The sequence below is a fragment of the Pseudomonas sp. MRSN 12121 genome, from assembly GCF_000931465.1.
GTDB lineage: Bacteria > Pseudomonadota > Gammaproteobacteria > Pseudomonadales > Pseudomonadaceae > Aquipseudomonas.
In genome coordinates, this window is sequence record NZ_CP010892.1 from 1,173,098 (window position 1) to 1,198,509 (window position 25,412).

General features: G+C 62.8%; 27 protein-coding genes. 16 read left to right on the plus strand and 11 right to left on the minus strand.

All coding sequences use genetic code 11. From position 1 onward, the window contains the following. The first annotated feature begins 189 nt into the window (after positions 1-189). The 6 genes from TO66_RS05230 (at position 190) to TO66_RS05255 (ending at position 5,545) form a co-directional block, all read left to right on the plus strand. Positions 190-1,314 carry a polysaccharide deacetylase family protein gene (locus TO66_RS05230; protein ID WP_044461323.1) on the plus strand — a complete coding sequence of 375 codons (1,125 nt, stop codon included), beginning with the start codon at positions 190-192 and terminating at the stop codon, positions 1,312-1,314. A gap of 347 nt (positions 1,315-1,661) precedes the next feature. Next, positions 1,662-3,056, plus strand: a complete 1,395-nt coding sequence (locus TO66_RS05235) for a PhoH family protein (RefSeq protein ID WP_044461324.1) — start codon at positions 1,662-1,664, stop codon at positions 3,054-3,056. Between the two features lie 234 nt (positions 3,057-3,290). Beyond that, positions 3,291-3,764 carry a cyclic pyranopterin monophosphate synthase MoaC gene (moaC, locus tag TO66_RS05240; RefSeq protein ID WP_044461325.1) on the plus strand — a complete coding sequence of 158 codons (474 nt, stop codon included), beginning with the start codon at positions 3,291-3,293 and terminating at the stop codon, positions 3,762-3,764. Further along, a complete protein-coding gene (gene moaD / locus TO66_RS05245) occupies positions 3,761-4,003 on the plus strand; it encodes a molybdopterin converting factor subunit 1 (RefSeq protein WP_044461326.1) in 243 nt (80 codons plus the stop codon). Before moaC ends, moaD begins: the two co-directional genes overlap by 4 nt. 1 nt (position 4,004) lies before the next feature. Then, positions 4,005-4,457: a molybdopterin synthase catalytic subunit MoaE gene (moaE, locus tag TO66_RS05250; protein ID WP_044461327.1), complete on the plus strand. Its 453-nt coding sequence runs from the start codon at positions 4,005-4,007 to the stop codon at positions 4,455-4,457. Between the two features lie 311 nt (positions 4,458-4,768). Then, the gene (locus tag TO66_RS05255; RefSeq protein WP_044461328.1) at positions 4,769-5,545 is read left to right on the plus strand and encodes an ABC transporter substrate-binding protein; all 777 of its coding nucleotides are present in this window, start codon (positions 4,769-4,771) and stop codon (positions 5,543-5,545) included. 117 nt (positions 5,546-5,662) lie between these two features. Here the strand turns inward: TO66_RS05255 and TO66_RS05260 are convergent, their stop codons facing one another. The 5 genes from TO66_RS05260 to TO66_RS05280 all read right to left on the minus strand — a co-directional run bounded on the left by TO66_RS05260 (position 5,663) and on the right by TO66_RS05280 (position 11,042). After that, positions 5,663-6,289 (minus strand): transcriptional regulator, encoded by a 627-nt coding sequence (locus TO66_RS05260; RefSeq protein WP_044461329.1) that lies wholly within the window; start codon positions 6,287-6,289, stop codon positions 5,663-5,665. An 86-nt stretch (positions 6,290-6,375) separates the two neighbouring features. Beyond that, positions 6,376-7,503 (minus strand): FAD-binding oxidoreductase, encoded by a 1,128-nt coding sequence (locus TO66_RS05265; protein ID WP_044461330.1) that lies wholly within the window; start codon positions 7,501-7,503, stop codon positions 6,376-6,378. Between the two features lie 139 nt (positions 7,504-7,642). Continuing rightward, entirely contained in the window at positions 7,643-8,596 is a 954-nt protein-coding gene (locus tag TO66_RS05270; protein ID WP_044461331.1) for an ornithine cyclodeaminase family protein, read from the minus strand. Positions 8,597-8,810: 214 nt separating this feature from the next. Beyond that, positions 8,811-10,289: an ATP-dependent RNA helicase RhlB gene (rhlB, locus tag TO66_RS05275; protein WP_044461332.1), complete on the minus strand. Its 1,479-nt coding sequence runs from the start codon at positions 10,287-10,289 to the stop codon at positions 8,811-8,813. Between the two features lie 96 nt (positions 10,290-10,385). Then, the gene (locus TO66_RS05280) at positions 10,386-11,042 is read right to left on the minus strand and encodes an alpha/beta hydrolase (protein ID WP_044461333.1); all 657 of its coding nucleotides are present in this window, start codon (positions 11,040-11,042) and stop codon (positions 10,386-10,388) included. 468 nt (positions 11,043-11,510) lie between these two features. Between TO66_RS05280 and TO66_RS05285 the strand changes: the two genes are divergently transcribed. The 4 genes from TO66_RS05285 (at position 11,511) to TO66_RS05300 (ending at position 15,691) form a co-directional block, all read left to right on the plus strand. Then, entirely contained in the window at positions 11,511-12,542 is a 1,032-nt protein-coding gene (locus TO66_RS05285) for an amino acid ABC transporter substrate-binding protein (protein WP_044461334.1), read from the plus strand. Positions 12,543-12,608: 66 nt separating this feature from the next. Continuing rightward, positions 12,609-13,790 carry an amino acid ABC transporter permease gene (locus TO66_RS05290; protein ID WP_044461335.1) on the plus strand — a complete coding sequence of 394 codons (1,182 nt, stop codon included), beginning with the start codon at positions 12,609-12,611 and terminating at the stop codon, positions 13,788-13,790. A gap of 10 nt (positions 13,791-13,800) precedes the next feature. After that, positions 13,801-14,898, plus strand: a complete 1,098-nt coding sequence (locus TO66_RS05295) for an amino acid ABC transporter permease (protein WP_044461336.1) — start codon at positions 13,801-13,803, stop codon at positions 14,896-14,898. A 28-nt stretch (positions 14,899-14,926) separates the two neighbouring features. Continuing rightward, positions 14,927-15,691, plus strand: a complete 765-nt coding sequence (locus TO66_RS05300) for an amino acid ABC transporter ATP-binding protein (RefSeq protein WP_044461337.1) — start codon at positions 14,927-14,929, stop codon at positions 15,689-15,691. Between the two features lie 59 nt (positions 15,692-15,750). On the opposite strand, the gene TO66_RS05305 is transcribed toward TO66_RS05300, so the two are convergent. Both TO66_RS05305 and TO66_RS05310 read right to left on the minus strand, forming a co-directional pair. Then, a complete protein-coding gene (locus TO66_RS05305) occupies positions 15,751-16,224 on the minus strand; it encodes a type II toxin-antitoxin system MqsA family antitoxin (protein WP_044461338.1) in 474 nt (157 codons plus the stop codon). Further along, complete coding sequence (locus TO66_RS05310; RefSeq protein WP_044461339.1) at positions 16,221-16,532, minus strand: type II toxin-antitoxin system MqsR family toxin; 312 nt, start codon at positions 16,530-16,532, stop codon at positions 16,221-16,223. The genes TO66_RS05305 and TO66_RS05310 overlap by 4 nt, the downstream gene beginning before the upstream one ends. Positions 16,533-16,700: 168 nt before the next feature. Here TO66_RS05310 and TO66_RS05315 point away from each other — a divergent pair, with 168 nt between their 5' ends. The 4 genes from TO66_RS05315 to TO66_RS05330 all read left to right on the plus strand — a co-directional run bounded on the left by TO66_RS05315 (position 16,701) and on the right by TO66_RS05330 (position 19,630). Beyond that, complete coding sequence (locus TO66_RS05315; protein ID WP_044461340.1) at positions 16,701-17,360, plus strand: FadR/GntR family transcriptional regulator; 660 nt, start codon at positions 16,701-16,703, stop codon at positions 17,358-17,360. Then, entirely contained in the window at positions 17,350-18,669 is a 1,320-nt protein-coding gene (locus TO66_RS05320; protein ID WP_044461341.1) for a CynX/NimT family MFS transporter, read from the plus strand. The genes TO66_RS05315 and TO66_RS05320 overlap by 11 nt, the downstream gene beginning before the upstream one ends. Positions 18,670-18,769: 100 nt before the next feature. Continuing rightward, entirely contained in the window at positions 18,770-19,240 is a 471-nt protein-coding gene (locus TO66_RS05325; RefSeq protein ID WP_044461342.1) for a nuclear transport factor 2 family protein, read from the plus strand. A 51-nt stretch (positions 19,241-19,291) separates the two neighbouring features. After that, positions 19,292-19,630: a GIY-YIG nuclease family protein gene (locus tag TO66_RS05330; RefSeq protein WP_044461343.1), complete on the plus strand. Its 339-nt coding sequence runs from the start codon at positions 19,292-19,294 to the stop codon at positions 19,628-19,630. Here the strand turns inward: TO66_RS05330 and TO66_RS05335 are convergent. Then, positions 19,621-21,036: a hypothetical protein gene (locus TO66_RS05335; RefSeq protein WP_044461344.1), complete on the minus strand. Its 1,416-nt coding sequence runs from the start codon at positions 21,034-21,036 to the stop codon at positions 19,621-19,623. The two genes, TO66_RS05330 and TO66_RS05335, sit on opposite strands and share 10 nt — an antisense overlap. 152 nt (positions 21,037-21,188) lie before the next feature. Between TO66_RS05335 and TO66_RS05340 the strand changes: the two genes are divergently transcribed. Beyond that, the gene (locus tag TO66_RS05340; RefSeq protein WP_044461345.1) at positions 21,189-22,124 is read left to right on the plus strand and encodes a glutathione S-transferase family protein; all 936 of its coding nucleotides are present in this window, start codon (positions 21,189-21,191) and stop codon (positions 22,122-22,124) included. Between the two features lie 101 nt (positions 22,125-22,225). Here TO66_RS05340 and TO66_RS05345 read toward each other — a convergent pair whose 3' ends face one another. Further along, positions 22,226-22,591, minus strand: coding sequence for a glutaredoxin family protein (locus tag TO66_RS05345; protein WP_044461346.1), 366 nt, complete (start codon positions 22,589-22,591; stop codon positions 22,226-22,228). After that, positions 22,591-23,595, minus strand: coding sequence for a nucleoid-associated protein YejK (yejK, locus tag TO66_RS05350; RefSeq protein WP_044461347.1), 1,005 nt, complete (start codon positions 23,593-23,595; stop codon positions 22,591-22,593). Before yejK ends, TO66_RS05345 begins: the two co-directional genes overlap by 1 nt. A 396-nt stretch (positions 23,596-23,991) precedes the next feature. Here yejK and TO66_RS05355 point away from each other — a divergent pair, with 396 nt between their 5' ends. Beyond that, positions 23,992-24,273: an HU family DNA-binding protein gene (locus TO66_RS05355; RefSeq protein WP_007932138.1), complete on the plus strand. Its 282-nt coding sequence runs from the start codon at positions 23,992-23,994 to the stop codon at positions 24,271-24,273. Between the two features lie 111 nt (positions 24,274-24,384). Here TO66_RS05355 and rlmF read toward each other — a convergent pair whose 3' ends face one another. Further along, positions 24,385-25,410: a 23S rRNA (adenine(1618)-N(6))-methyltransferase RlmF gene (rlmF, locus tag TO66_RS05360; protein ID WP_044461348.1), complete on the minus strand. Its 1,026-nt coding sequence runs from the start codon at positions 25,408-25,410 to the stop codon at positions 24,385-24,387. Positions 25,411-25,412 lie beyond the last annotated feature (2 nt).

The window sequence follows — 25,412 nt, forward strand, 5'->3', positions numbered from 1 at the left end:
ACCCGCTTTTGTAGGAGCGAAGCTTGCTCGCGATGGCCGTCAACGATGAAGCGGGTCACCTGACACTCCGCGCTGCCCTCAGGTTCATCGCGAGCAAGCTTCGCTCCTACAGAGGGGAGGGATTGGAATAGGGGCGGGATCGTGGCATCGGCTATAGTGCCGCGCGGGTCTGGTTATGGAGACATCCCTTTGCGCAGCGCTTTTTTTCTTTCTATCTGGCTGTTGAGTTTCGGCGCCCTGGCGGCGCCGGCCGAGGTGGCGACCCTGGATCGCAGCACCTGGCCGGAACAGCTCGGCAGCCCGACCCTGTTCGACGTGGCATCGCGGGCGGAGATCCTCACCTTCGCCCGTGCCCTGCTGGTCAGCGAGGCCTGGGACGAAGGCTCGCTGAAACAGCGCCTGGGCCTGCGCAACATCAACATGGCGTCGATCGATGCCGTGCGCCAGCGCCTGTGGCGGCAGTTGCTGGCCAACTACAACTTCGCCCAGCAGAGCTGCGACCAGGATGCGTCCTTCTGTTTCCTGGTGGAGGACATGGACACCCTGCGCGAGCAGGCCGGCAAGTTCCAGCTTGGCGACGACTCCTATTACGCGCGCTGGGCCGAACCGAGCCGTGCCTTCCATGAGCAGTACCTGGACGAGCTGCTGCGCAAGGCCGCGCTGTTTCCCCAGACCGCCAGCGAGATCGAACGGTTTGGCGACTACGAGCGCAACGGCGACGAGCTCAACGACCGGTTGTTCCTGCTGACCTTCGACAGTGCCGCCAATCTGCTTCCGGACAACACGCCCTGGCTGACGGAGTACCTGCGCAAGTCGAACATGAACGGCACCTTCTTCGTCCTCGGCAGCGAACTGCAGAGCCGTCTGGAACAGGCTTCGGTGGCCAGCCTGCAGGCGTTGTATTCGCGGCAGTGCGTGGGCGTCCAGGGCTGGGAATACCGCTCCCACAGCCATTGGCAGGCGTGGCAGGACTCGATCGAGCGCAGCGTCGAGCTGGCCAAGGGCAAGCTGCCGGAAAACTACGTGCCGCTGTTTCGTCCGCCCTACGGCCAGCGCCGCGCCGACGCCCGGCCCTTCTTCAATACGCAGGGGTTGCAGGTGGCACTCTGGGACATCGATCCGCAGGACGGCGCCGGCAAGCTCAAGGGCGAGCAGAGCGGCCAGCGGGTGCTGACCCTGATGCTGTTGTGGCGCCACGGCGTGATCAATTTCAACGCTCGGCAGGACGCGGTGAAGACGGCCTTGCCCTGGTTGCTGGCGCAAACGGCACAGAGTGGAATCGGTTGGGAAGACTGTCAGGACGCGTTTCGTTAGGCGCGACGAAAGGTCCGTATTGGCGGAGCGGGCGGGTTTTTTGCCGATTTTGGCCAGGAATTCGATGCAAGCGGACTTCCGACTTTAACGGTGCCGCAACGGCGCGCCAAGGGCTATTCGTCACTCTGCAAAATAAACTTAAAAAAAGCGTCAAAGTGCTTTTTCCTGTCACAGGTTTTGGAGTATTACGAAGTCAGACCGCCGAAACCTGCAACACAGGTGGCGTCTCCCAAGACTCCTTTTGTGTGCACTTCACTCGAACCCCTGCGGGTGAATCCGGCGGTCAATTCGAGGCGCAGCACCGCCATGGTATTGCGTCGACTGGCTCCCACATAAGGTGACCGAGTATGGATGACCACGGACGTAGCCCTTCCTCCAACCAGCCAATCCTTTATGTACTCGATACCAATGTATTGATTCACGATCCGAATGCCCTGCTGAATTTCGAAGAACATCATGTCGCGATCCCGATGATCGTCCTGGAGGAACTCGACAAGCTCAAGAGCGGTCACCACAGCGTCGCGGCGGAATGCCGGCAGGCCATTCGCCTGATCGACAAGACCCTGGGCGAAGCCTCGCCGGAAGATGTCGAGCTGGGTGTGCCCATCCAGCGGGGCAAGAGCGGTCCCAAGGGCCTGCTGTCGATCCTGATGAGCAAGCGCTCGGAACCCAACAGCCTGCTGCCGGAAAACCTCAACGACAACATCATCATCAATCAGTTGATCGACCTGCATGCGCGCGACAAGACGCTGCGCGTGGTGCTGGTGACCAAAGACATCAACATGCGCCTCAAGGCGCGCGCCTGCGGGATCGCCGCCGAGGACTACAGCACCGACCAACTGGTCGACGACGTGGCCCTGCTGCCCAACGGCTTCCACAACATGACCGGCTCCTTCTGGGACCGCGTGAGCAAGGTGGAGACCCGCCAGGACCACGGCCGCACCTGGCACCAGGTGCAGCTCACCGACAACCTGCCGGCGGTGCACATCAACGAGTTCATCATCGACGAGCAGGGTTTCGTCGGCTGGATCAAGGAGATCAACGCCGATGTGCTGCTGATCCTCGACCTGCATCAGGAGCCCCTGTTGCACCAGGAAGCCTGGGGCCTGAAACCGCGCGATATCTATCAGGGCCTGGCGCTGTTCGCCTTGCTCGACCCGGATATCCATCTGGTCAACCTGTCCGGCGCGGCCGGTTCGGGCAAGACCATCCTGGCCCTGGCCGCGGCCATCGAGCAGACCATGGTCAGCAAGCGCTACCGGCGCATCATCGCCACCCGCAGCGTGCAGGGGCTGGACCAGGAGATCGGCTTCCTGCCGGGCACCGAGGCGGAAAAGATGGAGCCGTGGCTCGGCGCTATCACCGACAACCTCGAAGCCTTGCACATGGATGACGAAAGTACCCATGGCAGCGTCGACTACATCCTCAGCAAGGTGCCGCTGCAGTTCAAATCCCTGAACTACATTCGTGGCCGCAGCTTCCAGCAGAGCCTGATCCTGATCGACGAGTGCCAGAACCTCACCCCGCACCAGATGAAAACCATCATCACCCGTGCCGGCGCCGGTTCCAAAGTGGTGTGCCTGGGCAACCTGGCACAGATCGATACTCCTTACCTGTCCGCGACCAGCTCCGGGCTGACCTACCTCACCGAACGCTTCAAGGACTTCCCCAACGGGGTGCACATCACCCTGCAGGGCGTGCCGCGCTCGATCCTGGCCGAATACGCCGAATCCCACCTGTAACCCTCACGAGAACGGGCGGCCGCAAGGCCGCCCGTTTTTTTGTGCCCGCCCCAATCTGTCTCCTGTAGGAGCGAGGCTTGCCCGCGATCCAGGCAACGCGGTGCCGCAGGGTAAGCGCGGTGATGCCATCGCGGGCAAGCCTCGCTCCTACGGGATCGGGGGATGCGGATAATCAAGCGTGCGGGAAATTGACCCCCGGGTTTACAATCGGCTGTCCTGATCAGGAGTAAGGCTGTGCTGACTCATCTCGATTCCCAAGGTCGCGCCAATATGGTCGACGTCACCGACAAAGCCGTGACGTCCCGTGAGGCCACGGCCGAAGCGCGGGTGCGCATGCTCCCGCAGACCCTGCAAATGATCGTCAGCGGCGGTCATCCCAAGGGCGACGTGTTCGCCGTGGCGCGCATCGCCGGTATCCAGGCGGCGAAAAAGACCAGCGACCTGATTCCCCTGTGCCATCCGCTGATGCTCACCAGCGTCAAGGTCGAGCTCAGCGCCGAAGGCGAGGACGCGGTGCGCATCGTCGCCCGTTGCAAGCTGGCCGGGCAGACCGGAGTGGAAATGGAAGCGCTGACCGCCGCCAGCGTCGCCGCCCTGACTATCTATGACATGTGCAAGGCCGTGGACCGCGGCATGACCATCGAAGGCGTGCGCCTGCTGGAGAAGCTGGGCGGCAAGAGCGGCCATTACCAGGCGGGTGAAGCATGAACCTGACCGTGAGGTTCTTCGCCCGCTACCGCGAGGCGCTGGGTGTGGATTCGCTGCGGGTCGAAGGCGAGTTCGCCACGGTCGACGACGTGCGCGCCTTGCTGGCCCGGCGCGAGGGCGCCGAGGTGCTCAGCGAACAGAACCTGATGTGCGCCCGCAACGAAGAGCTGTGCCAGCTCGACGAGCCGGTGAGCGATGGCGACGAGGTGGCGTTTTTCCCCACCGTGACCGGAGGCTGAGATGGCGATTCGGGTGCAAGCCAGTGCCTTCGATCCGGGGGCGGAAGTCAACGCGATGCATGCGGCGAATGTCGGCGTCGGCGCGGTGGTGAGTTTTGTCGGCTACGTGCGGGATTTCAACGACGGCCTGGACGTCGCCGGGATGTTTCTCGAGCACTACCCGGGCATGACCGAAAAGGCCCTGGGCAAGATCGCCGCGGAGGCCGAGCAGCGCTGGCCACTGCTCAAGCTGGAAGTCTTGCATCGCATCGGCGCGCTGGAACCGGGCGAGCCGATCGTGTTTGTCGGCGCCGCCAGCGCCCACCGCCAGGCAGCGTTCGACGCCTGTGCCTTTGTGATGGATTATCTGAAGACCCGCGCGCCGTTCTGGAAGAAGGAAAGCACCGCCGACGGCCCGCGCTGGGTGGAAGGCCGCGACAGCGACCATGCGGCGGCGGATCGGTGGAAAGTTTGAACTCCTGATCCATCTGTATGGACCGCAAGTCCGTCATCGCGGGCAAGTCGGATCGCCGCCCGCTCGCTCCTACAGTCGGCACCGTTTGTAGGAGCGAGGCTTGCCCGCGATGGGCCCTCAGCTACACCCTCGATTTCCCTGTTTCTCTCTCGATTTGCTATCTCGACCAAAGGCGGTTCGAAGCGCGTCCGCTCCATTGACGCTATGTACATAAAAGTCCAGTATGGATTTACAAGTACAAACACAGCGCCACCCGTTTCGCTCCTTTCTTCTGTCTTGCCAAACCAACAACAACCCGCGAGAGAACGAACATGAAGAAACTCCCCCTCATCAGTGCCCTGGCCTTGAGCCTGCTGGCGTGCAGCAGCCTGTTCGCCGCCGAGAAAACCCTGCGCATCGGCATCGAGGCGGCTTATCCGCCGTTCGCCTCGAAAACCGACAAGGGCGAGATCGTCGGTTTCGACTACGACATCGGCAATGCCTTGTGCGCACAGATGCAGGTCAAGTGCGTATGGGTCGAGGGTGAATTCGACGGCCTGATTCCTTCGTTGAAGGTGAAGAAGATCGACCTGGCGCTGTCGTCGATGACCATCAACGAAGACCGCAAGAAGTCGGTCGACTTCACCCACAAGTATTACTTCACCTCCTCGCGGCTGGTGATGAAGGAAGGCGCGACGGTCGATGACCAGTACGCCAGCCTCAAGGGCAAGAATGTCGGGGTGCAGCGGGCGACCACCACCGACCGCTACGCCACCGAGGTGTTCGAGCCCAAGGGCATCAACGTCAAGCGCTACAGCAACAACGAAGAGATCTACATGGACCTGGCGGCCGGGCGCCTCGATGCGATCTTCGCCGACACCATTCCGCTGAACGACTTCCTGTCGATGCCGCGAGGCAAGGGCTATGCGTTTGTCGGGCCGGAGCTGAAGGACCCGAAATACGTGGGCGAGGGTGCCGGGATCGCGGTGCGCAAGGGCAATACCGAGCTGGTCGGCCAGCTGAATGCCGCCATCGATGGCATTCGCGCCAGCGGCGAGTATCAGAAGATTTCCGAGAAGTACTTCAAGTCCGATATCTACGGCGATTGATATCGTGCGGCGTTCGTGAGGACGCCATCGCGGGCAAGTCGGATCGCCGCCCGCTCGCTCCTACAGACGGTGTTGACCGTAGGAGCGAGGCTTGCCCGCGATGCTTTTCAGGGGCCTTCAGCCCTTCAATTCCTTCAGGTGCTTGTACACCGTCGCCCGTCCCATGTTCAGCACGTTGGCCACGTAGTTGGCGGCGCTTTTGCCCTTGAATGCGCCTTCGGCGTGCAGCGCCAGCACCAGTTCGCGCTTGTGTTCGCGGGTCAGCAGGTTCAGGCCCAGCTGGCGTTCGCGCAGCCAGTTGTGCAGGAAGGTGTTGATGCGCTCCTGCCAGTCGTCGCGAAACAGCGAGTCCGGTTGCGGGATCAGCTTGCTCGGCGAGAGGAACAGGTCCAGCGCCGCCTTGGCGTTCTCGAATAGTGAAATGTTCAGGTTGATGCACAGCACCGCCAACGGCTGGCCTTTGCCATCGCGCAACACGGTGCTGAGGCTGCGGATCTTCTGGCCGTCCCAGTTGAGCTTTTCATAAGGCCCGATGTTCCGTTCGTTGGCATCCTCGCCGAGCATGTCGTCCAGGGCCGCGTCGTCGCCCACCTCGCGCTTGGAGATGTTGTTGGCGATGTAGTCGATTTTCTGTGTGCGCAGATCGTGGAGCACCACCTCGGCATGGGGGAAGAACAGCGTGGCGATGGCATCGGCAATCGCCCGGAAGTTGTCCAGGGCAGGGTCCTGCGCGGGTGCGGTCATGGGGGATCTCCAGGCGGTGTCAGCGCCCTGCGGGGCAGGGCGCTGCGAGTGTGCCGCAATAGTCCGGGCGCGTCACCTGAGCGCGGTCAGCCGAGGCGGGCGGGGGAGAGCATGGCGGCGTCCAGGCCAAAGCGGGTCAAGGCTTGCGGCAGGGCTTCGCCGCGGATCAGGGCGGCGCTGGCCTGGCCCATGGCTGGCGAGGTCTGGATGCCGTAGCCGCCTTGCGCGGCGACCCAGAACAGGCCCGGCACCCGGGTGTCGAAGCCGGCCAGCAGGTCGCCGTCCTTGACGAAACTGCGCAGGCCGGCCCAGGTGCGGGTCGGGCGGCGGATGGTCAGGGTGGTGGCTTCTTCGATCTGGTAGATGCCCATGGCGATGTCCAGCTCTTCCGGTTGCACGTCGTGGGGTTCCACCGGGTCGGCGTTGGCCGGCGAGCCGAGGAACATGCCGGCGTCGGGCTTCATGTAGAAGGATTCGTCCAGGCTCACCAGCATCGGCCAGTGATGGATATCCACGCCTTCGGGGCCGGCGAAGATAAAGGCCGCGCGGCGTTTCGGCTGCAGGCCCAGGGGCTGGGCGCCGGCCATGACGCCGACCTGGTCGGCCCAGGCGCCGGCGGCGTTGATCAGGATCGGCGCGCTGAAGGTCTGGCCGGCGGTGCGCACCAGCCATTGGCCCTGTTCGTCGCGTTCGAGCCCCAGCACTTCGCAGTCGGTGCGCACTTCGCCCTGGTTGCGCCGGATGCCACGCAGGTAGCCCTGGTGCAGGGCATCGGTGTCGATGTCGCTGGCGCTCGGGTCGTAGAGCGCGCCATGGACTTTCTCGCGGCGCAGGATCGGCAGGCGCGCGCAGGCTTCGTCGGCGCTCAGCAACTGCATCTCCGGCACCGTGGCCTTGGCGCTCAGGTACTGGTTGTTCAGCTCGGTGGGGTCGCCGGTGAAGTCCACGGTCATTTCGCCGCGCGGGGTCAGCAGCGGGTGTTCGCAGAAGCCTTCAGGCGGGGCGTCGAAGAAGTCGCGGCTGGCCAGGGTCAGCGCGCGTACCTGCGCCGTGCCATAGGCCGCGGTATAGAGCGCGGCGGAGCGGCCGGTGGAGTGGTAGGCCGGGTGGGATTCGCGTTCCAGCACCAGTACCCGGCCGTGGCGCGACAGCCAGTAGCCGGTGGATGCCCCGGCGATCCCGCCGCCAATGATGATGAAGTCTGCCTGGGTCATTCGAGCCTCCGTAAAAAGGGGATAACGCGCCTCTGTAGGAGCGAGGCTTGCCCGCGATCGATCTTGAGCCTGTCACCGTGGTTCGCTCGGGACCGCCCATTGCGAGCAAGCTTCGCTCCTACAGGTGTTCCATCGGTTTTCAGTGGGTGCACTGCAAGTGGTACAGGGCATTGGCCAGGGCGATGTCTTCCAGGCCCAGGCCGATGGAGCGGAAGAACACATGGCGTTCTCCGTTCGGCCGTTCGGCGTGGCCGCTGAGCAGCTCGGGCAAATCGCCGAGGATCGCGCTTTTGTCCCAGCCGTGCTGCTGGCTGGCGATCAGCATCTCGCCGGCCGAGCCTGGGGTGGTCTGGCGATAGTCGCAGTACACCTGCATGTCGTTCAGCGCCGCGGGCGGCACTTCATGGGCGCGCGGGGCGTTGGTGCTGATGGAGGTGATCAGCGCCGGTTTGCCCAGGGTGCGCGGGTCGATCACCGGGCCGGCGGACGAGGTGCAGAGCATGATCACATCGGCCTGCTCCAGGGCCTCGTCGAGCTGCGCGGCGATCTGCAGGCGCGGGTCCAGGGCCTTCAGCCGGGCGATGTCCGCGGCGGGCTTGCCGGCCAGGCTGGGGGAATACAGACGGATCGACTGCCACTCGCGCAGGCCCTTGACGTAATGCAGGTGAGCCTGGGCCACCGGGCCGCTGCCGACGATCGCCAGGTGCCGGGCCTCGGGCGCGGCCAGCGCATCGACGGCCACGGCGGTGGTGGCCGCGGTGCGGGCGGTGGTCAGTTCGCCGGCATCGCACAGCAGCAGGGGCTGGCCGCTGTCCATGGACATCAGCAGGGTCCAGGCAGTCACCAGCGGGCCTTGCGCGCGGACGATGTAGGGCGAGGTCTTGACCCCGTAGACCCGTTCTTCGGCCAGCACGCCCAGGTAGTTGATGAAATCCCCGGCACCCTGGGGAAACTCCACCAGCTGCTGCGCCGGTTGCACGGCGAGCCCGGCGGCCAGGTCGTGGAACAGCTTGCGCAGGACTTGCGGCACATCGACCTGGGCCAGCAATTCGCGGGCTTGAGCCTGGGTCATCACGGAAGGCGTGCTGGACATGCGGGAACCCTCAGGAAATAAACTAATTTGTCCATTATGGACTTTTAGTTTTGGTGGGCAATATCCAGGCGAAAAAAAACGCAGCCTGTGGTCGGGCTGCGTTTTTATGGACGGGCTTGTATCCGTAGGAGTGAGGCTTGCCCGCGAGGCGTCATGCCTGACACTGTGCGTTATCGTTCATCGCGAGCAAGCTTCGCTCCTACAACGCCGCCGTTCAGGCCTTCGGGCGCTTGCGCTCCACGGGGCGCAACAGCTCGGTCGGCGGCATCTCGCAACTGATCTTGCGCCCCAGCAGCGCTTCGATCGACGGCAGCTGATAGGAGTCATCCTCGCCGGCGAAGCTGATGGACACGCCATCGGCGCCCGCCCGGCCGGTACGACCGATCCGGTGCACGTAGTCGTCCGGCACTTCCGGCAGGGTGAAGTTGATCACGTGGCTGATGCCGTCGATGTGGATGCCGCGACCGGCGACATCGGTGGCCACCAGCACGCGAATCTTGCCTTCGCGGAAACCTTCCAGGGTCTTGATGCGCTTGTGCTGAGGCACGTCGCCGGACAGCTGGGCGGCGTTCACGCCATCGCGCACCAGGCGTTCCTCGATGCGCCGCACCTCATCCTTGCGGTTGGCGAAGACCATCACCCGTTCCCAGCCGTTGTCGTTGACCAGGTTGTACAGCAGCTTGTACTTGTCGGCGCTGGCCACCGCATAGATGTGCTGTTCGACGTTGGCGTTGGCCACGTTCTCGGCTTCGATCTCGACGATGGCCGGGTCGGTGGTCCACTGCTTGGCCAGGTTCATCACGTCGTCGGTGAAGGTGGCGGAGAACAGAAGGGTCTGGCGTTCGCTTTTCGGCGGGGTCTGGCGAATGATCTGGCGTACTTGTGGGATGAAACCCATGTCGAGCATGCGGTCGGCTTCGTCCAGCACCATCACTTCGACCATGTCCAGGTGCACGTCGCCGCGCTGGTTGAAGTCCAGCAGGCGGCCTGGCGTGGCGACCAGGATGTCGCAATGGCGGGCTTCGAGCTGCTTGAGCTGCTTGTCGAAGTCCATGCCGCCGACAAAGGTCATCACGTTGAGGCCGGTGTATTTGGTCAGCGCCGCGGCGTCCTTGGCGATCTGCACCACCAGCTCGCGGGTCGGGGCAATGATCAGCGCCCGCGGCTCGCCCATGTAGCGCTCTTTCGGCGGCGGGGTCTGCAGCAGCTGGGTGATGATCGAGATCAGAAACGCGGCGGTCTTGCCGGTACCGGTCTGGGCGCGGCCGATGGCGTCTTTGCCGGCCAGGGTGAAGCCCAGGACCTGCGCCTGGATCGGCGTGCAGTAGGGGAAACCCAGGTCGTGGATCGCGTGCATCAGCTCCGGGGCGAGCTTGAAGTCATGGAAGCGGGTCTTGCCTTCCTGGGGGTCGACGACGAAATCTTCCAGTTTCCAGGTGCTCACCGGCGGCTTCGGCGCGCGCGGGCGGCGCGGCTGCTCGGCCTTGGGCTTGTCGCCGCGCGGGGCGCTCTGCGTGGCCGGGGCGGCAGGGGGCGTCGGTTCTTTCCGGGGGGCGGTGGCAGGCGCGGTCCGTTCCGGCTGATGGCCGTCGGTGCGGCTGCTGGGACTGGAGGAAGAAGGGCTGGGGCCTGGCGCGAGCTGCTCAGCCTCGCTTTTACCGAAGATTTTCTTGAGTGCTTTGAGCACGGTCATCTCATCAATTGGTTAAGGAATGTACGCCGGGCAGTGTAATGCAAGAAACGGGCGCGGCGTAGTGGCTTGCTCAACGGGCTACGCAAGTTGTCGATTTCAGCGCAAACGCTCGCCGAGCCAGGCGCCGATATCGCGAATTTCCTCGGGTAACACTTCATGCCCCATTGGGTATTCCTGCCATGTCACGGTGACACCATGGTGTTTCAGGTACTCGTAGGCGGTGCGGCCCATGGCGTTCTGTACCACTTCGTCGTACTGCCCATGCAGGCACAGGGTCGGAATCCGCTGCTGGCTGGCCGACAGTTCGAGTTCCTCGCTGAAGGTCGGGGCATAGGTGGAGAGGGCCAGCACGCCGCCCAGCGCCCCTTGCCATTTGACGAAGGCGGTGTGCAGCACCACCGCGCCGCCCTGGGAAAAACCGGCGAGGAAAATCCGCGAAGGGTCTATTCCGCTGGCGCGCTGTTCTTCGATCAGGTCGCTCAGGCGCTTGGCCGATTCGTCCAGCTGTTCGCGGTTGATCGCGCGCGCCGGGCTCATCGCCAGGATGTCGTACCAGCTGGGCATGGCATAACCGCCATTGATGGTCACGGCGCGCGTCGGTGCCTGGGGCAGGACGAAGCGGGTGGTCAGCAGGCTTTCCTGCAGGGCTTCGGCGACCGGCAGGAAGTCGTAGCGGTCGGCGCCCAGGCCGTGAAGCCAGATCACACAGGCGTCGGCGGGCTTGCTGGGCTGAAGAATCAGGGGCTCGGTCATGGTTGCTCCAAATATGTGCGGGCGCGCCCAAACGGTGCGTGGTCGAGGTGCGCGCTCGGTTGATCAGTGAAGAAGATGTCGCAAGGCTGCAAGTTTTGCTCTTGACCGCGTTCCAGAGGGCCTCGGCCGGCACTCTGGTACGGGCTTTGCTATAGCCGTCCGGTGAAGTAATTGCGCTCACCCTGGCGGTAACACTATCAGGCTACCGATGGGTGTGGGATAGCAAGGATCCGATGATGGACGTTCGCCAATGGCCGCTACGGGCTTAGCGAACACGCAAGGGCTACCGCCCGTTCGGTCGCTTGGCGGGATATGGGTTTTCTCGTAAATGGATTTTCTCCTACTAGACTCATAGCTAAAGTCTTACGCCGCTTGACCCCAAAAAAAGCCAACACGGGTCAACAGCGCCTCATAAGGGTGCGGCAGGACTCAAGCTCCGACACAACAAGAGCAAGACTGGAGGTTGAAATGAAGATGTTGAAATCCACCCTGGCTGTCGTCACGGCCGCTGCGGTATTGGGCATGAGCGGCTTCGCACAGGCGGGTGCGACCCTGGATGCGGTGCAGAAGAAAGGCTTCGTGCAGTGCGGCGTGAGTGACGGCCTGCCGGGCTTCTCGGTGCCGGACGCCACCGGCAAGATCCTCGGTATCGACGCCGACGTCTGCCGCGCTGTGGCCGCCGCGGTCTTCGGCGACGCGACCAAAGTGAAATTCAGCCAGTTGAACGCCAAGGAACGCTTCACCGCCCTGCAGTCGGGCGAAATCGACATCCTGTCGCGCAACACCACCATGACCAGTTCCCGTGACGCGGGTATGGGCCTGAAATTCCCGGGCTTCATCACCTACTACGACGGCGTGGGCTTCCTGGCCAACAACAAGCTGGGCGTCAAGAGCGCCAAGGAACTGGACGGCGCCACCATCTGCATCCAGGCGGGCACCACCACTGAACTGAACGTGTCCGACTACTTCCGCGCCAACGGCCTGAAGTACACCCCGATCACCTTCGACACCTCCGACGAAAGCGCCAAGTCGCTGGAGTCCGGCCGTTGCGACGTGCTGACCTCCGACAAGTCCCAGCTGTTCGCTCAGCGCAGCAAGTTGGCTTCGCCGAAGGACTACGTGGTGCTGCCGGAAACCATCTCCAAGGAGCCTCTGGGCCCGGTCGTGCGCAACGGCGACGACGAGTGGCTGGCGATCGTGCGTTGGGTCGGCTACGCGCTGCTCAACACCGAAGAGGCCGGCATCACTTCGAAAAACGTGCTGGAAGAAGCCAAGTCCACCAAGAACCCGGACGTCGCCCGCCTGCTGGGTGCCGACGGCGAGTACGGCAAGGACCTGAAGCTGCCTAAGGATTGGGTCGTCAAGATCGTTTCCCAGGTCGGCAACTACGGTGAGATCTTCGAGAAAAACCTCGGCAAGAGCACTCCGCTGGAAATCGACCGTGGCCTGAATGCGCTGTGGAACGCCGGCGGCATTCAGTACGCACCACCGGTGCGCTAATGGTTCTGTCACCCGGCGGGCCAACCGCCGGGTGACGTTCTGTTCCAGTTTTTTCCGGGGCACTTCATGCAAAATTCAATCGGCGCACCAAAGCAGAGGCTCAGCCTCAGCGATCCGCGAGTGCGTGCGTGGCTGTTTCAGATCATCACTGTCGTGGCGGTGGTCTCGATGGGCTGGTACCTGTTCGACAACACCCAGACCAACCTTCAACACCGGGGCATCACGTCCGGTTTCGACTTTCTCGAGCGCAGCGCCGGCTTCGGCATCGCTCAGCACCTGATCGCCTATACCGAAGCGGACAGTTACGCCCGGGTGTTCGTGATCGGCCTGCTCAACACCCTGCTGGTGACCTTCATCGGCGTGATCCTGGCGACCCTGCTGGGCTTCATCATCGGTGTGGCGCGGCTGTCGCCGAACTGGATCATCAGCAAACTGGCGACCGTGTATGTGGAAACCTTCCGCAACATCCCGCCGCTGCTGCAGATCCTGTTCTGGTACTTCGCGGTGTTCCTGACCATGCCGGGGCCGCGCAACAGCCATAACTTCGGCGACACCTTCTTCATCAGCAGTCGCGGCCTGAACATGCCGGCGGCGCAGATCGCCGATGGCTTCTGGCCGTTCGCGGTCAGCATCGTGGTGGCCATCGTCGCCATCGTGTTCATGAGCCGCTGGGCTACCAAGCGCTTCGAGGAAACCGGCGAGCCGTTCCACAAGTTCTGGGTCGGCCTGGCCCTGTTCCTGGTGATCCCGGCCGTGTGCGCACTGGTCTTCGGCTCGCCGCTGCACTGGGAGATGCCGCAGCTCAAGGGCTTCAACTTCGTCGGCGGCTGGGTGCTGATTCCGGAACTGCTGGCCCTGACCCTGGCCCTGACCGTCTATACCGCGGCCTTCATCGCCGAGATCGTGCGTTCGGGGATCAAGTCGGTGAGCCACGGACAGACCGAGGCGGCCCGCTCCCTGGGCCTGCGCAACGGTCCGACCCTGCGCAAGGTGATCATCCCGCAAGCCTTGCGCGTGATCATTCCACCGCTGACCAGCCAATACCTGAACCTGGCGAAGAACTCGTCCCTGGCGGCCGGTATCGGCTACCCGGAAATGGTTTCGCTGTTCGCCGGCACGGTGCTCAACCAGACCGGACAGGCCATCGAGGTCATTGCCATCACCATGAGCGTGTACCTGGCGATCAGTATCAGCATTTCCCTGCTGATGAACTGGTACAACAAGCGCATTGCGCTGATCGAGCGGTGAGGAAACGCGCATGAGCACTCATATCTTCAAACCCGACATGCCCCCACCGAGCAGCAGCATCGGCGTCGTGGCCTGGATGCGGGCCAACATGTTCTCCAACTGGCTCAACACCCTGTTGACGCTGTTCGCCTTCTACCTGATCTGGCTGGTCGTGCCGCCGCTGTTGCAGTGGGCGATCCTCGACGCCAACTGGGTCGGCACAAGCCGCGCCGACTGCACGAAGGAGGGCGCCTGCTGGGTGTTCATCCAGCAGCGCTTCGGCCAGTTCATGTACGGCTATTACCCGACCGAACTGCGTTGGCGCGTGGACCTGACCGTGTGGCTGGCGGTGATCGGCGTGGCGCCGCTGTTCATCTCGCGCTTCCCGCGCAAGGCGATCTACGGCCTGGGTTTCCTGGTGCTGTACCCGATCGTTGCCTACTTCCTGCTGCACGGCGGCCTGTTTGGCATGGCCAACGTTGCCACCAGCCAGTGGGGCGGCCTGATGCTGACCCTGGTGATCGCCACCGTCGGCATCGCCGGCGCCTTGCCCCTGGGCATCGTGCTGGCCCTGGGACGGCGCTCGAACCTGCCGGCGATCCGGGTGGTCTGCGTGACCTTCATCGAGTTCTGGCGCGGCGTGCCGCTGATCACCGTGCTGTTCATGTCTTCGGTGATGTTGCCGCTGTTCCTGCCCGAAGGCATGAACTTCGACAAGCTGCTGCGGGCGCTGATCGGCGTGATCCTGTTCCAGTCGGCCTATGTCGCCGAAGTGGTGCGCGGCGGTCTGCAGGCGATCCCCAAAGGCCAGTACGAAGCCGCGGCCGCGATGGGCCTGGGCTACTGGCGCGCCATGGGCCTGGTGATCCTGCCGCAAGCCCTGAAGCTGGTGATTCCCGGCATCGTCAACACCTTCATCGCCCTGTTCAAGGACACCAGCCTGGTGATCATCATCGGCCTGTTCGACCTGCTCAACAGCGTCAAGCAAGCCGCCGCCGACCCGAAGTGGCTGGGCATGGCCACCGAAGGCTATGTCTTCGCGGCCCTGGTGTTCTGGATTTTCTGTTTTGGCATGTCGCGCTATTCCATGCATCTGGAACGCAAGCTCGACACCGGCCACAAGCGCTAAGTCGCTACCTAATTTAGGAAGTTTTCCGATGAGCGAAGCAATCAAGAAGCCTGTGGGCCCTGAAGGCATTATTCAGATGCAGGGCGTGAACAAGTGGTACGGCCAGTTCCATGTGTTGAAGGACATCAACCTCAACGTCCGGCAGGGCGAGCGCATCGTGCTGTGCGGGCCTTCGGGCTCGGGCAAGTCGACCACCATCCGCTGCCTGAACCGCCTGGAAGAACACCAGCAGGGGCGCATCGTGGTCGATGGCGTGGAGCTGACCAACGACCTCAAGCAGATCGAAGCGATCCGCCGCGAAGTCGGCATGGTGTTCCAGCACTTCAACCTGTTCCCGCACCTGACCATCCTGCAGAACTGCACCCTGGCGCCGATGTGGGTACGCAAGATGCCCAAGCGCAAGGCCGAGGAAATCGCCATGCATTACCTGGAGCGCGTGCGCATTCCGGAGCAGGCGAACAAGTACCCCGGCCAGCTCTCCGGCGGCCAGCAGCAGCGCGTGGCGATCGCCCGGGCGCTGTGCATGAAGCCCAAGATCATGCTGTTCGACGAGCCGACCTCGGCCCTCGATCCGGAAATGGTCAAGGAGGTGCTGGACACCATGATCGGCCTGGCCGAAGACGGCATGACCATGCTCTGCGTGACCCACGAAATGGGCTTCGCCCGCACCGTGGCCAACCGGGTGATCTTCATGGACAAGGGCGAGATCGTCGAACAGGCGGCGCCGAACGATTTCTTCGACAACCCGCAGAACGACCGCACCAAGCTGTTCCTGAGCCAGATCCTGCACTGATCCGGGTACAGCCCTGAAAATGAACCCGGCCTGGCGCCGGGTTTATTTTTGCCCGGCGTTCAGGATGCCGCGACACGGGCCTCATGGGGTTCGCTCTCGGTCGCGGGCACCTGCTGCTCGCTGAGCGCCTGGACCTCGGCCAGCAGATGCGGGTGCCGATCCAGCAGGCGCAGCAGCACGAACAGCGGCTGGGGCGGGGCGACCTCGCCGCGCTCGTAGCGGGAGAAGGCGTTGTGCCCGCCGCCGGACAGGAGTTTCACCGCATCCTTTTGCGACAGGTGCAGCTTGCGGCGGATGCGTTTCACTTCGGCGGCCATGAACTGCCGGCAGTCTTCCAGCAACTGGTCGCCGGCGCTGGCGTAGCGTGCGGCGCTGGCCGCGTCGAACTCGATTTCCCCGCAGGCCTGGCACTCCCAGCCGGCCAGACCATGGACCGGGCGCCGCAGGTGCTTGTAGTCGATCGACTCGCTGCGATCGTTGAACGGCTGCATGCCGGTCGGGGCACCGCAGCTGACGCATTGCTTGTGTTTCATGGGTGTTTCTCCTTGAAGGAGATCACTGGGGGACCGCCACCAGGGCGGTAAGTGACTTTGATGTACAGCTCCGCGGCATCGATGTGGGTGCAATACACGTCCTGCCAGATGCGGTGATCGAGGTAGGTGGTCATCGACTTGTAGAGCATTTTGCACTGCAGCCCGGCAATCACCTGCTGCATCTCCCTGAGGCTCAGCCCCAGGTGCCGGCCGCTGACCAGGGCGGTCCGGGTGAAGGCCGCTGCTCCCAGTCGCGCGACATCCGCCTGGATCACCGACAGGTCGTAATGAGGTGTTTTCTTTTCCATAAGACACCTTGGAGTTCGAGAAAAATTACCCTTAAAGGGTTTTTTGAGCAAGCGGATTTTCCTTTCCGCTGGCTGGCCTTCGTGCATCGGGTTTGTTGTTCACCCGCGCGAAGCTGACTAATATGCCGAAAAAATTCATCCGATGATTGGATGAAAAGGCGACTGCATATGACAGAAATTTTCCCCCTGATCAAACGCTCCCTGGTCGACCAGGCCCTGGACCAACTGCGCCAGCGCATCAACGACGGGACCTGGCGCGTCGGCCAGCGCCTGCCCACCGAACCGGAGCTGGCGGCGGAACTGGGCATCAGCCGCAATACCATGCGCGAGGCGATGCGGGTCCTGGCGTTTTCCGGGCTGATCGAGATTCGCCAGGGCGACGGCAGCTACCTGCGCGCCGTGGTCGATCCGCTGGATACCCTCAAGGCCCTGTCCCGGTGTTCCCAGGACCAGGCACGGGAGACCCGGCAGATCATCGAAACCGAGGCCATCGGCCTGGCCGCCCTGCGGCGTACCGATGAGGACCTGCTGGCGTTGCGCCAGGCCCTGGCGCTCAGCGGCAGCCATTATCACGGCGACCTGGAGAGCTACATCGCCTGCGACCTGGCGTTTCACGGTCGCCTGGTGGATGCCGCGCACAACCCGACCCTCAGCGAGCTGTATCGCTATTTCTCCAGTGTGATCGGCGCGCAACTGCGCCAGAGCCTGAATATCCATCCCCGGCGCCAGGCGGTGTTCGATCTGCACATCGACCTGCTCGATGCCGTCGAGCAGCGCGACCCGGAACGGGCCAAGGCCCTTTCGCGGCAACTGATCAATGAACCCTGAGACCGAGAGCATCATGTCCAGCCATCCGGCCGATAACCCTTCACCCGCTGCCGCCCCTCGTCGCGAGGCCGAGCTCGAAGAGCTGCTGATCGACGCCGAAGCCGACGATGCCGAGGTCCAGCAGAGCCACCCGGCGCCGCGTCGCCCCTGGCTGTTGCTGCTGGGGCTGATCCTGGTGGCGCTGAACCTGCGTCCGGCGCTGTCGAGCATGGCGCCGCTGCTCAGCGAGGTGTCCGCAAGCCTCGGGCTGTCGGCATCCCAGGCCGGGTTGCTGACGACCTTGCCGGTGCTGTGCCTGGGGTTGTTCGCGCCGCTGGCCCCGGTGCTGGCGCGGCGTTTCGGCGCCGAGCGGGTGGTGCTCGGCATCCTGCTGACCCTGGCGGGCGGGATCATCCTGCGCAGCTCGCTGGGGGAAGCCGGGCTGTTCGCCGGCAGCATCCTGGCCGGCGCCAGCATTGGCGTGATCGGAGTCCTGCTGCCCGGCATCGTCAAGCGTGACTTCGCCCGGCATGCGGGCACCATGACCGGCGTCTACACCATGGCCCTGTGCCTGGGCGCGGCGATGGCCGCCGGGGCGACCGTGCCCCTGAGCCAGCACTTCGATCACCGCTGGGCGCTGGGCCTCGGCTTCTGGGTGGTGCCGGCGCTGGTGGCGGCCCTGTTCTGGCTGCCCCAGGTGGGCCCGCGCCAGGGCGCGCATCATGCGGCCTATCGTGTACGTGGCTTGCTGCGCGACCGGCTGGCCTGGCAAGTGACGCTGTACATGGGCCTGCAATCCTCGCTGGCCTACATCGTGTTCGGCTGGTTGCCGTCGATCCTCATCGGCCGTGGCCTGACCCCGACCCAGGCCGGGCTGGTGCTGTCCGGCTCGGTGATCGTCCAGCTCGCCAGTTCCCTGGCCGCGCCCTGGCTGGCGACGCGGGGCAAGGACCAGCGGCTGGCGATAGTCGTGGTCATGCTGCTCACCCTGGGCGGCCTGTTCGGCTGCCTGTACGCGCCGCTCGACGGCCTGTGGGGCTGGGCGATCCTGCTGGGCCTGGGGCAGGGCGGTACGTTCAGCCTGGCGCTGACTCTGATCGTCCTGCGCTCGAAGGACGCGCATGTGGCGGCCAACCTGTCGAGCATGGCCCAGGGCATCGGGTATACCCTGGCGTCCATGGGGCCGTTCGCGGTCGGCCTGGTGCACGACTGGACCGGCGGCTGGAACGCCCTGGGCTGGATTTTCGCGGTGATCGGCCTGGGCGCCATGATCGCCGGCCTGGGCGCCGGGCGTTCGCGCTACGTGCAGGTGGAAAGCGAACGGATCTGATCCGCGTCACTATCGGTATTTGCCTGGCGAATGCCGATAGTGTTTCGCGCTTTTGCAGACTATCGTGCAGGCATTCTTTCCCCCGAGTCGGAGCCTGTTCATGAGTGATGCCCACCGCGCCTTGATCACTGAGTTCTATAGCGCCTTCCAGCGCCTGGACGCCGAGGCCATGGCCGCCTGCTACACCGAGGATGTGCTGTTCAGTGACCCGGCGTTCGGCGAATTGCGCGGTCGCGATGCGGGTGACATGTGGCGCATGCTCACCACCCGGGCCAAGGACTTTTCCCTGACGTTCGACAGCGTGCGCGCCGATGAGCGCAACGGCGAGGCCCACTGGATCGCCACCTACCTGTTCAGCCAGACCGGCAACACCGTGGTCAATGATATCCAGGCGCGTTTCGTGTTCCGCGACGGCAAGATCTGCGAGCATCACGACCACTTCGACCTGTGGCGCTGGGCCCGTCAGGCGCTGGGCGCCAAGGGCCTGCTCCTGGGCTGGACCCCGCTGGTGAAGAACGCCGTGCGCGCCCAGGCCCGCAAGGGCCTGAAAGCTTTCCAGGCCGGCCGCTGAAGCCTCGCCTCTGATAAGATCGCGGCTTGTTTTCCACAGGCCGCGATCACCGTGACCCGCTCCAGCCCATCCTCCATCGACGACGCCGAGCCTGTTCCCGCAGCGAGCAAACCCTGGTTCGTCTACCTGGTGCGCGCCGCCAACGGCTCTTTGTACTGCGGCATCAGCGACGACCCGGTCAAGCGTTTCGCCAAGCACCAGAGCGGCAAGGGCGCACGCTTCTTCCTCTCCAGCCCGGCCGTCGCGCTGGTCTACACCGAAGCCTGCCGCGACAAGAGCGAAGCCCTGCGCCAGGAACGGCTGATCAAGAAACTCAGGAAAAGCGCCAAGGAATGCCTGGTGGCGTCGGGCCTGGCAGCTGAGTTCGTCGGAGTCACTTCTCAGCCTTGAAGCCAGCGCAGCAGGGCTTTCAGATTGTTCAGGACCGGATTGTTGCTTTGCAGCGCCTGGCTCCAGTCGATGACTATGGCCGCCAGAACAACCTGAAGCAGGGCCAGGCCGCCGACGATCCAGGAGTAGAAACGGTTGAACTTCAGGTTCTCGAATTGCACTTGATCGTTGCTAAGGGATTTGCGTTGGGCGACGCGTTTTTTCAGCAGTTCGACTTTTTCGATCAGGGTTTGCAGTCCGGCTTCCGCTTCAGCGCAAAACACTTGGCAGTAGTGCTGCTTGGTGAACGCTATCAAGGCCTCTATTTTTTCCTCGATGCGTTCAATCTGTATGTGTGCTTCCAAAAGTGTTTGCAGGGTCTCGGAAGTGTTCTGGTTTATGCGCGAAAGAATAGGGTTCACGCTGTCCCTGCATTGGTTGTAGCAGCACCAAGCCTCTTTTATCAGCGATAGATTAAGGTAGTCGGCCAGGTAGTTTTTTATCCCGTCCGGGTCAACAAAGGTATCAATGAAGAACGCATCCAGGTTCAAGACGCTCGAAAAGTCATAGACGTAATCGGCATTACTCGCTTCGGCGCTGTAATGATTGTACTGGGCGCCAGGGTAGCGACTGATCAGGGAGTAATGGTCGTAATCACTGATACCTGCATCAATGTATTGCCCACTCTGTGCGCTTTTGAGCCGAGCAGTGGTAATGCGCGTGCGGGGCTCGGTGCTGATCCCCCATATTCTGAAAAGTTTTTTCGAGGCCAGATGCGCGTCTCCGACAATCCTGTTGACCCCTTGAGCCAGTTGCTTATCTACATAGTGAGTGGAGTGAATGATGCGGAAGTTTTTCGAGAAGGGATTTATTGTCTGGAAGGCCTGATAGTCGTAGATGTGCGAAGTATCGATGTTGAACAGTTTTTTCTGATGGCTGGCGTTAAGGGAAAATTCGAGCGCGAGGTAAGTAACACTGTTGGGCAACTCAACCGTAGTGATGGTGCAGGTTCTGAAAGCGTCGGTCTTTAAAGATACTCGGCTTGGGTCATCGGGATGGGTGTCATTGAACGGGATATAGCTATGTTCCTTGACTGGATGAATGGCCGTCTCGGTGTGTGGGGTGGCGCTTTCCGGGCCCTCTCCACGATATCCATATTCCTTGTTATGGAACCACTTTCGGAGGGACATCAATTCGTCAGGCGTGATGGGCACGATGATATCGACCGATCTCCATTCCCCCGACCCTTCCAGAAGGCCTGCCCGTTGATAGACCGCCGTACTTTTCTTTCGAGCGCGCAGTTCCATTGAGTAATAGAAGAAATGGTTCCTGAACCTGTAGGTAAAAAGTTTCGGAAACTTGCAAGTGCAAAAAAACAGGAAGCGGGTGTAATACACCAATACAAGGTTCATGTTCTTAAAGGCCAAAGTCTGGATTTCCTATCATGCTCAGGCGGCAGGGCGGGTGAAGCGCGGTGCCCGATCGATGTTGGTGATGGCGGGTGATCGGACAGGTTATATAGGCTGCCCGGTCTTTGCACGCTAAGCTGGTTGCTCCTCCTCATTCAGCGGACGCCAGCATGTCAGAATTGATTCTGCACCATTACCCGACTTCTCCTTTCGCGGAAAAAGCCCGGCTGTTGCTGGGTTTCAAGGGCCTGTCCTGGCGTTCGGTGAAGATTTCGCCGGTGATGCCCAAGCCCGATCTCACTGCGCTGACCGGAGGGTATCGCAAGACGCCGGTGCTGCAGGTCGGGGCCGATATCTATTGCGACACCGCCTTGATCGCCCGGCGCCTGGAGCAGGAAAAGAGCTCGCCCGCGCTGTTCCCCGAAGGCCGGGAAATGGTCGCCGCGACCTTCGCGATCTGGGCCGATTCGGTGGTGTTCCAGCATTCGGTGAGCCTGGTGTTCCAGCCCGAGTCGGCGGCGGTGCGTTTTGGCCATCTGCCGCCGGAGGCGGTGAAGGCTTTCATGGCTGACCGTGCCGGCCTGTTCAGCGGTGGCAGCACCACGCGGGTGCCGCTGGAACTGGCCAGGCACCAATGGCCGACGCTGATGGCGCGTCTGGAGCAGCAGTTGCAGCGCGAGGAAGGCGACTTCCTGTTTGGCGAGCCGTCGATTGCCGACTTCGCCCTGGCTCACCCCTTGTGGTTCCTCAAGGCCACGCCGGTGACTGCGCCGTTGGTGGACGCGTATCCGGCGGTGTCGGCATGGCTGGCGCGGGTGCTGGGGGTCGGCCATGGCGCATCGAGTGCGATGACCTCCGAGGAGGCGCTCGAAGTGGCTCGCCAGGCCACGCCGGCGGCTTTGCCGGAGGAAGCCTTCAGCGATCCGAGCGGCTTCCGCGCCGGCCAGCGGGTGCGGATCGCCGCGACCGATTATGGCGTCGATCCGGTGGAGGGTGAGTTGCTGTTCGCCGGCGCCGAGGAACTGATCCTGCGCCGCGAGGATCCGCGTGCCGGCTTGGTGCATGTGCACTTCCCGCGCCTGGGCTTTCGCATCGAAGCGCAATAACCCCCGTAGGAGCGAAGCTTGCTCGCGATAGCAGCAACGCGGGGTGCCAGAAACACCGCGTGATCGTTCATCGCGAGCAATCGAGCATCGACCGCCTGCTTCTACAGTCGATGGGGGGATTCCAGGGCGGCGAGAATGCCGTCGGGATCGTAGTTGCGGATCAGCGTGCCATTCACATCGAGGATCGGAATCCCTCGTCCACCCAGGGCTTCATAAGCCTTGCGCGCCTCGGCGTCTTTCTCGATATCGAACTCGCGAAAGGCGATGCCTTTCTGGTCGAGAAAGCGCCGGGTCGCCTTGCAGTAGCCGCACCAGTCGGTGGCGTAGAGCACCACCCGGGCATTGGCCCGAAGAGGCTGCGCAGCCATGTCGGACGGATTGAACAGGCGCTCGATCTTGCCCCAGTGCTGGTACACCACGACCACCAGCAGGATCAGCAGGAACTTCTTCAGCACGCCTTGCAGCATCAGTTGCGGCGCTTGAGCTGGTCGGTCAGCTGGGTCGGCAGGCCCTTGATGATCAGGGTGCCGGCCTCTTCGTCATATTCGATCTTCGAGCCCAGCAAGTGCGCCTCGAAGCTGATGGACAGCCCTTCGGCCCGGCCGGTGAAGCGGCGGAACTGGTTGAGGGTGCGTTTGTCCGCCGGGATTTCCGGCGACAGGCCGTAGTCCTTGTTGCGGATGTGGTCGTAGAAGGCCTTGGGACGGTCTTCGTCGATCAGTTCCGAGAGCTCTTCAAGGCCCACCGGCTCGCCGAGCTTGGCCTGGCTGCTGGCGTAGTCCACCAGGGCCTTGGTCTTTTCCCGCGCGGAGTCTTCCGGCAGGTCTTCGCTTTCGACGAAATCACTGAATGCCTTGAGCAGGGTGCGGGTTTCGCCCGGGCCGTCGACGCCTTCCTGGCAGCCGATGAAGTCGCGGAAGTACTCCGAGACCTTCTTGCCGTTCTTGCCCTTGATGAACGAGATGTACTGCTTGGACTGCTTGTTGTTCTGCCACTCCGAGACGTTGATCCGCGCGGCCAGGTGCAACTGGCCCAGGTCCAGGTGGCGGGACGGGGTCACGTCCAGCTCGTCGGTTACCGCCACGCCTTCGCTGTGGTGCAGCAGGGCGATGGCCAGGTAGTCGGTCATGCCTTGTTGATAGTGGGCGAACAGCACATGGCCGCCGACCGACAGGTTGGATTCTTCCATCAGCTTTTGCAGATGCTCGACCGCGACACGGCTGAAAGCGGTGAAGTCCTGGCCGCCGTCGAGGTATTCCTTCAACCAGCCGCTGAAGGGAAACGCGCCGGATTCGGGGTGGAACAGGCCCCAGGCTTTGCCCTGTTTGGCGTTATAGCTTTCATTGAGGTCGGCGAGCATGTTCTCGATGGCCGCGGACTCGGCCAGCTCTGAGTCGCGGGCGTGCAGGACTGCTGGACTGCCGTCGGGTTTTTTGTCGATCAGGTGGACGATGCAATGACGGATCGGCATGGGCTTCTCGGCTGATTGGCGGGGGAGGGCGGGGCTCCCCGAAAAAGTGCCCAGTGTACCGCACCCGCTGGTTTTGGCGCTCTTTGAAGGGGGCAGAAGGCGGCGTGGGTCAAGCTTATGCATTTTTTTACGGGTTTAGAGCAATAAAGCTGACCAAATGGCTAGGTAGAGGCGGATATTTCCCCGTCTCTGTGCTAGTTTTGCCCCGTCTTACGCGATGTCTCGGCGTTAAGCGTGCATTCAGCATTTGTCGGGTCGAACCAAACCCTGATTTCGGTATCTATAACCCCGATCTTTCGTGGTTGTGACCGGGGTGCCAGGTCCACAAGATCTGGCTCGATGGCTGACACTGCACTCATGCAATCCAAATGAATTTGATAGGGAAGGAACACCATAATGGCTATTACTAAAGACCAACTGATCGCTGATATCGCTGAAGCTATCGACGCGCCGAAAACCACCGCGCGTAACGCTCTGGACCAACTGGCCCAAATCGTTGCTGATCAATTGGAAAATGGCGGCGAAATCACTCTGCCAGGTATCGGCAAACTGAAAGTGACTGAGCGTCCTGCCCGTACTGGCCGTAACCCATCGACTGGCGCCGCCATCGAAATCGCTGCCAAGAAAGTGATCAAGCTGGTTGTGGCTAAAGGCCTGACCGACTCGATCAACAAGTAAGATGCAGTAGAACCGTGCCTCGGAAACCTTCCGGGCACGGTTTGCCGGCTTCGGCCGCAACGATTTACGCAAGGTAAATCGCCGCTTTTCCCTCCAGGTTCCCCCTTCCAGCTATCCCTTGCGAACCCAGCGCTCCTGGCGCCAGGCCTGTTGCTGTGCCTTGTCCTTGAAGGTCCAGGCGACGAAACGGCTCTGTTTTTGCCCCTGGGACATTTCCACTACCTGGCTTTCCAGCGCGCCGGCCTTTTTCAGCGCAGTTTGAATGGCGGGCAGGTTCGAGGCTTTCGACACCAGGGTGCTGAACCACAGCACCTGTTGGGCCACTTGGGCGCTTTCGCCGATCAACTGGGTCACGAAGCGCGCTTCGCCGCCCTCGCACCACAACTCCGCCGCCTGGCCGCCGAAGTTCAGCACCGGCAGCTTGCGCTTGGGATCGGCCTTGCCCAGCGCCCGCCACTTGCGCTGGCTGCCGCGGGTGGCTTCTTCCAGGGAGGCATGGAACGGCGGGTTGCACAGGGTCAGGTCGAAGCGTTCATCGGCTTTCAGCAGGCCCAGCAGGATCTGCTTGCGATTGGCTTGCTGGCGCAGGTCGATGGCCTTGTTCAGGCCGTTGGCCTGGACGATCGCCTTGGCGGCGGCGAGGGCGGTGGTGTCGATATCGGAACCGAGGAACTGCCAGCGATAGTCGCTGTGGCCGATCAGCGGGTAGATGCAGTTGGCGCCGACGCCAATGTCCAGCACCCGCACCGCCGCGCCGCGGGGGATGTCGCCGTCGTTATGCGCGGCCAGCAAGTCGGCCAGGAAATGCACATAGTCGGCGCGGCCCGGGACCGGTGGGCAGAGGAAGTCGGCTGGGATGTCCCAATGGGCGATGCCGTAGAACGCCTTGAGCAAGGCCCGGTTGAACACTCGCACCGCGGCCGGGTTGGCGAAGTCGATGCTCTCCTTGCCGTAGGGATTGATGATCACGAAAGCGCCCAGCTCCGGGGTGCCCTTGATCAGCTGGGGAAAGTCGTAGCGGCCCTGGTGGCGATTGCGTGGGTGCAGGCTGGCCTTTTCCCGTGGTGCGGCGGTGTTGGCCGGAGCGGCGGGTTGGGGCTTTTTGCGCGGGGCTTTGGGAGGGCGGGGGGCGGTCATGG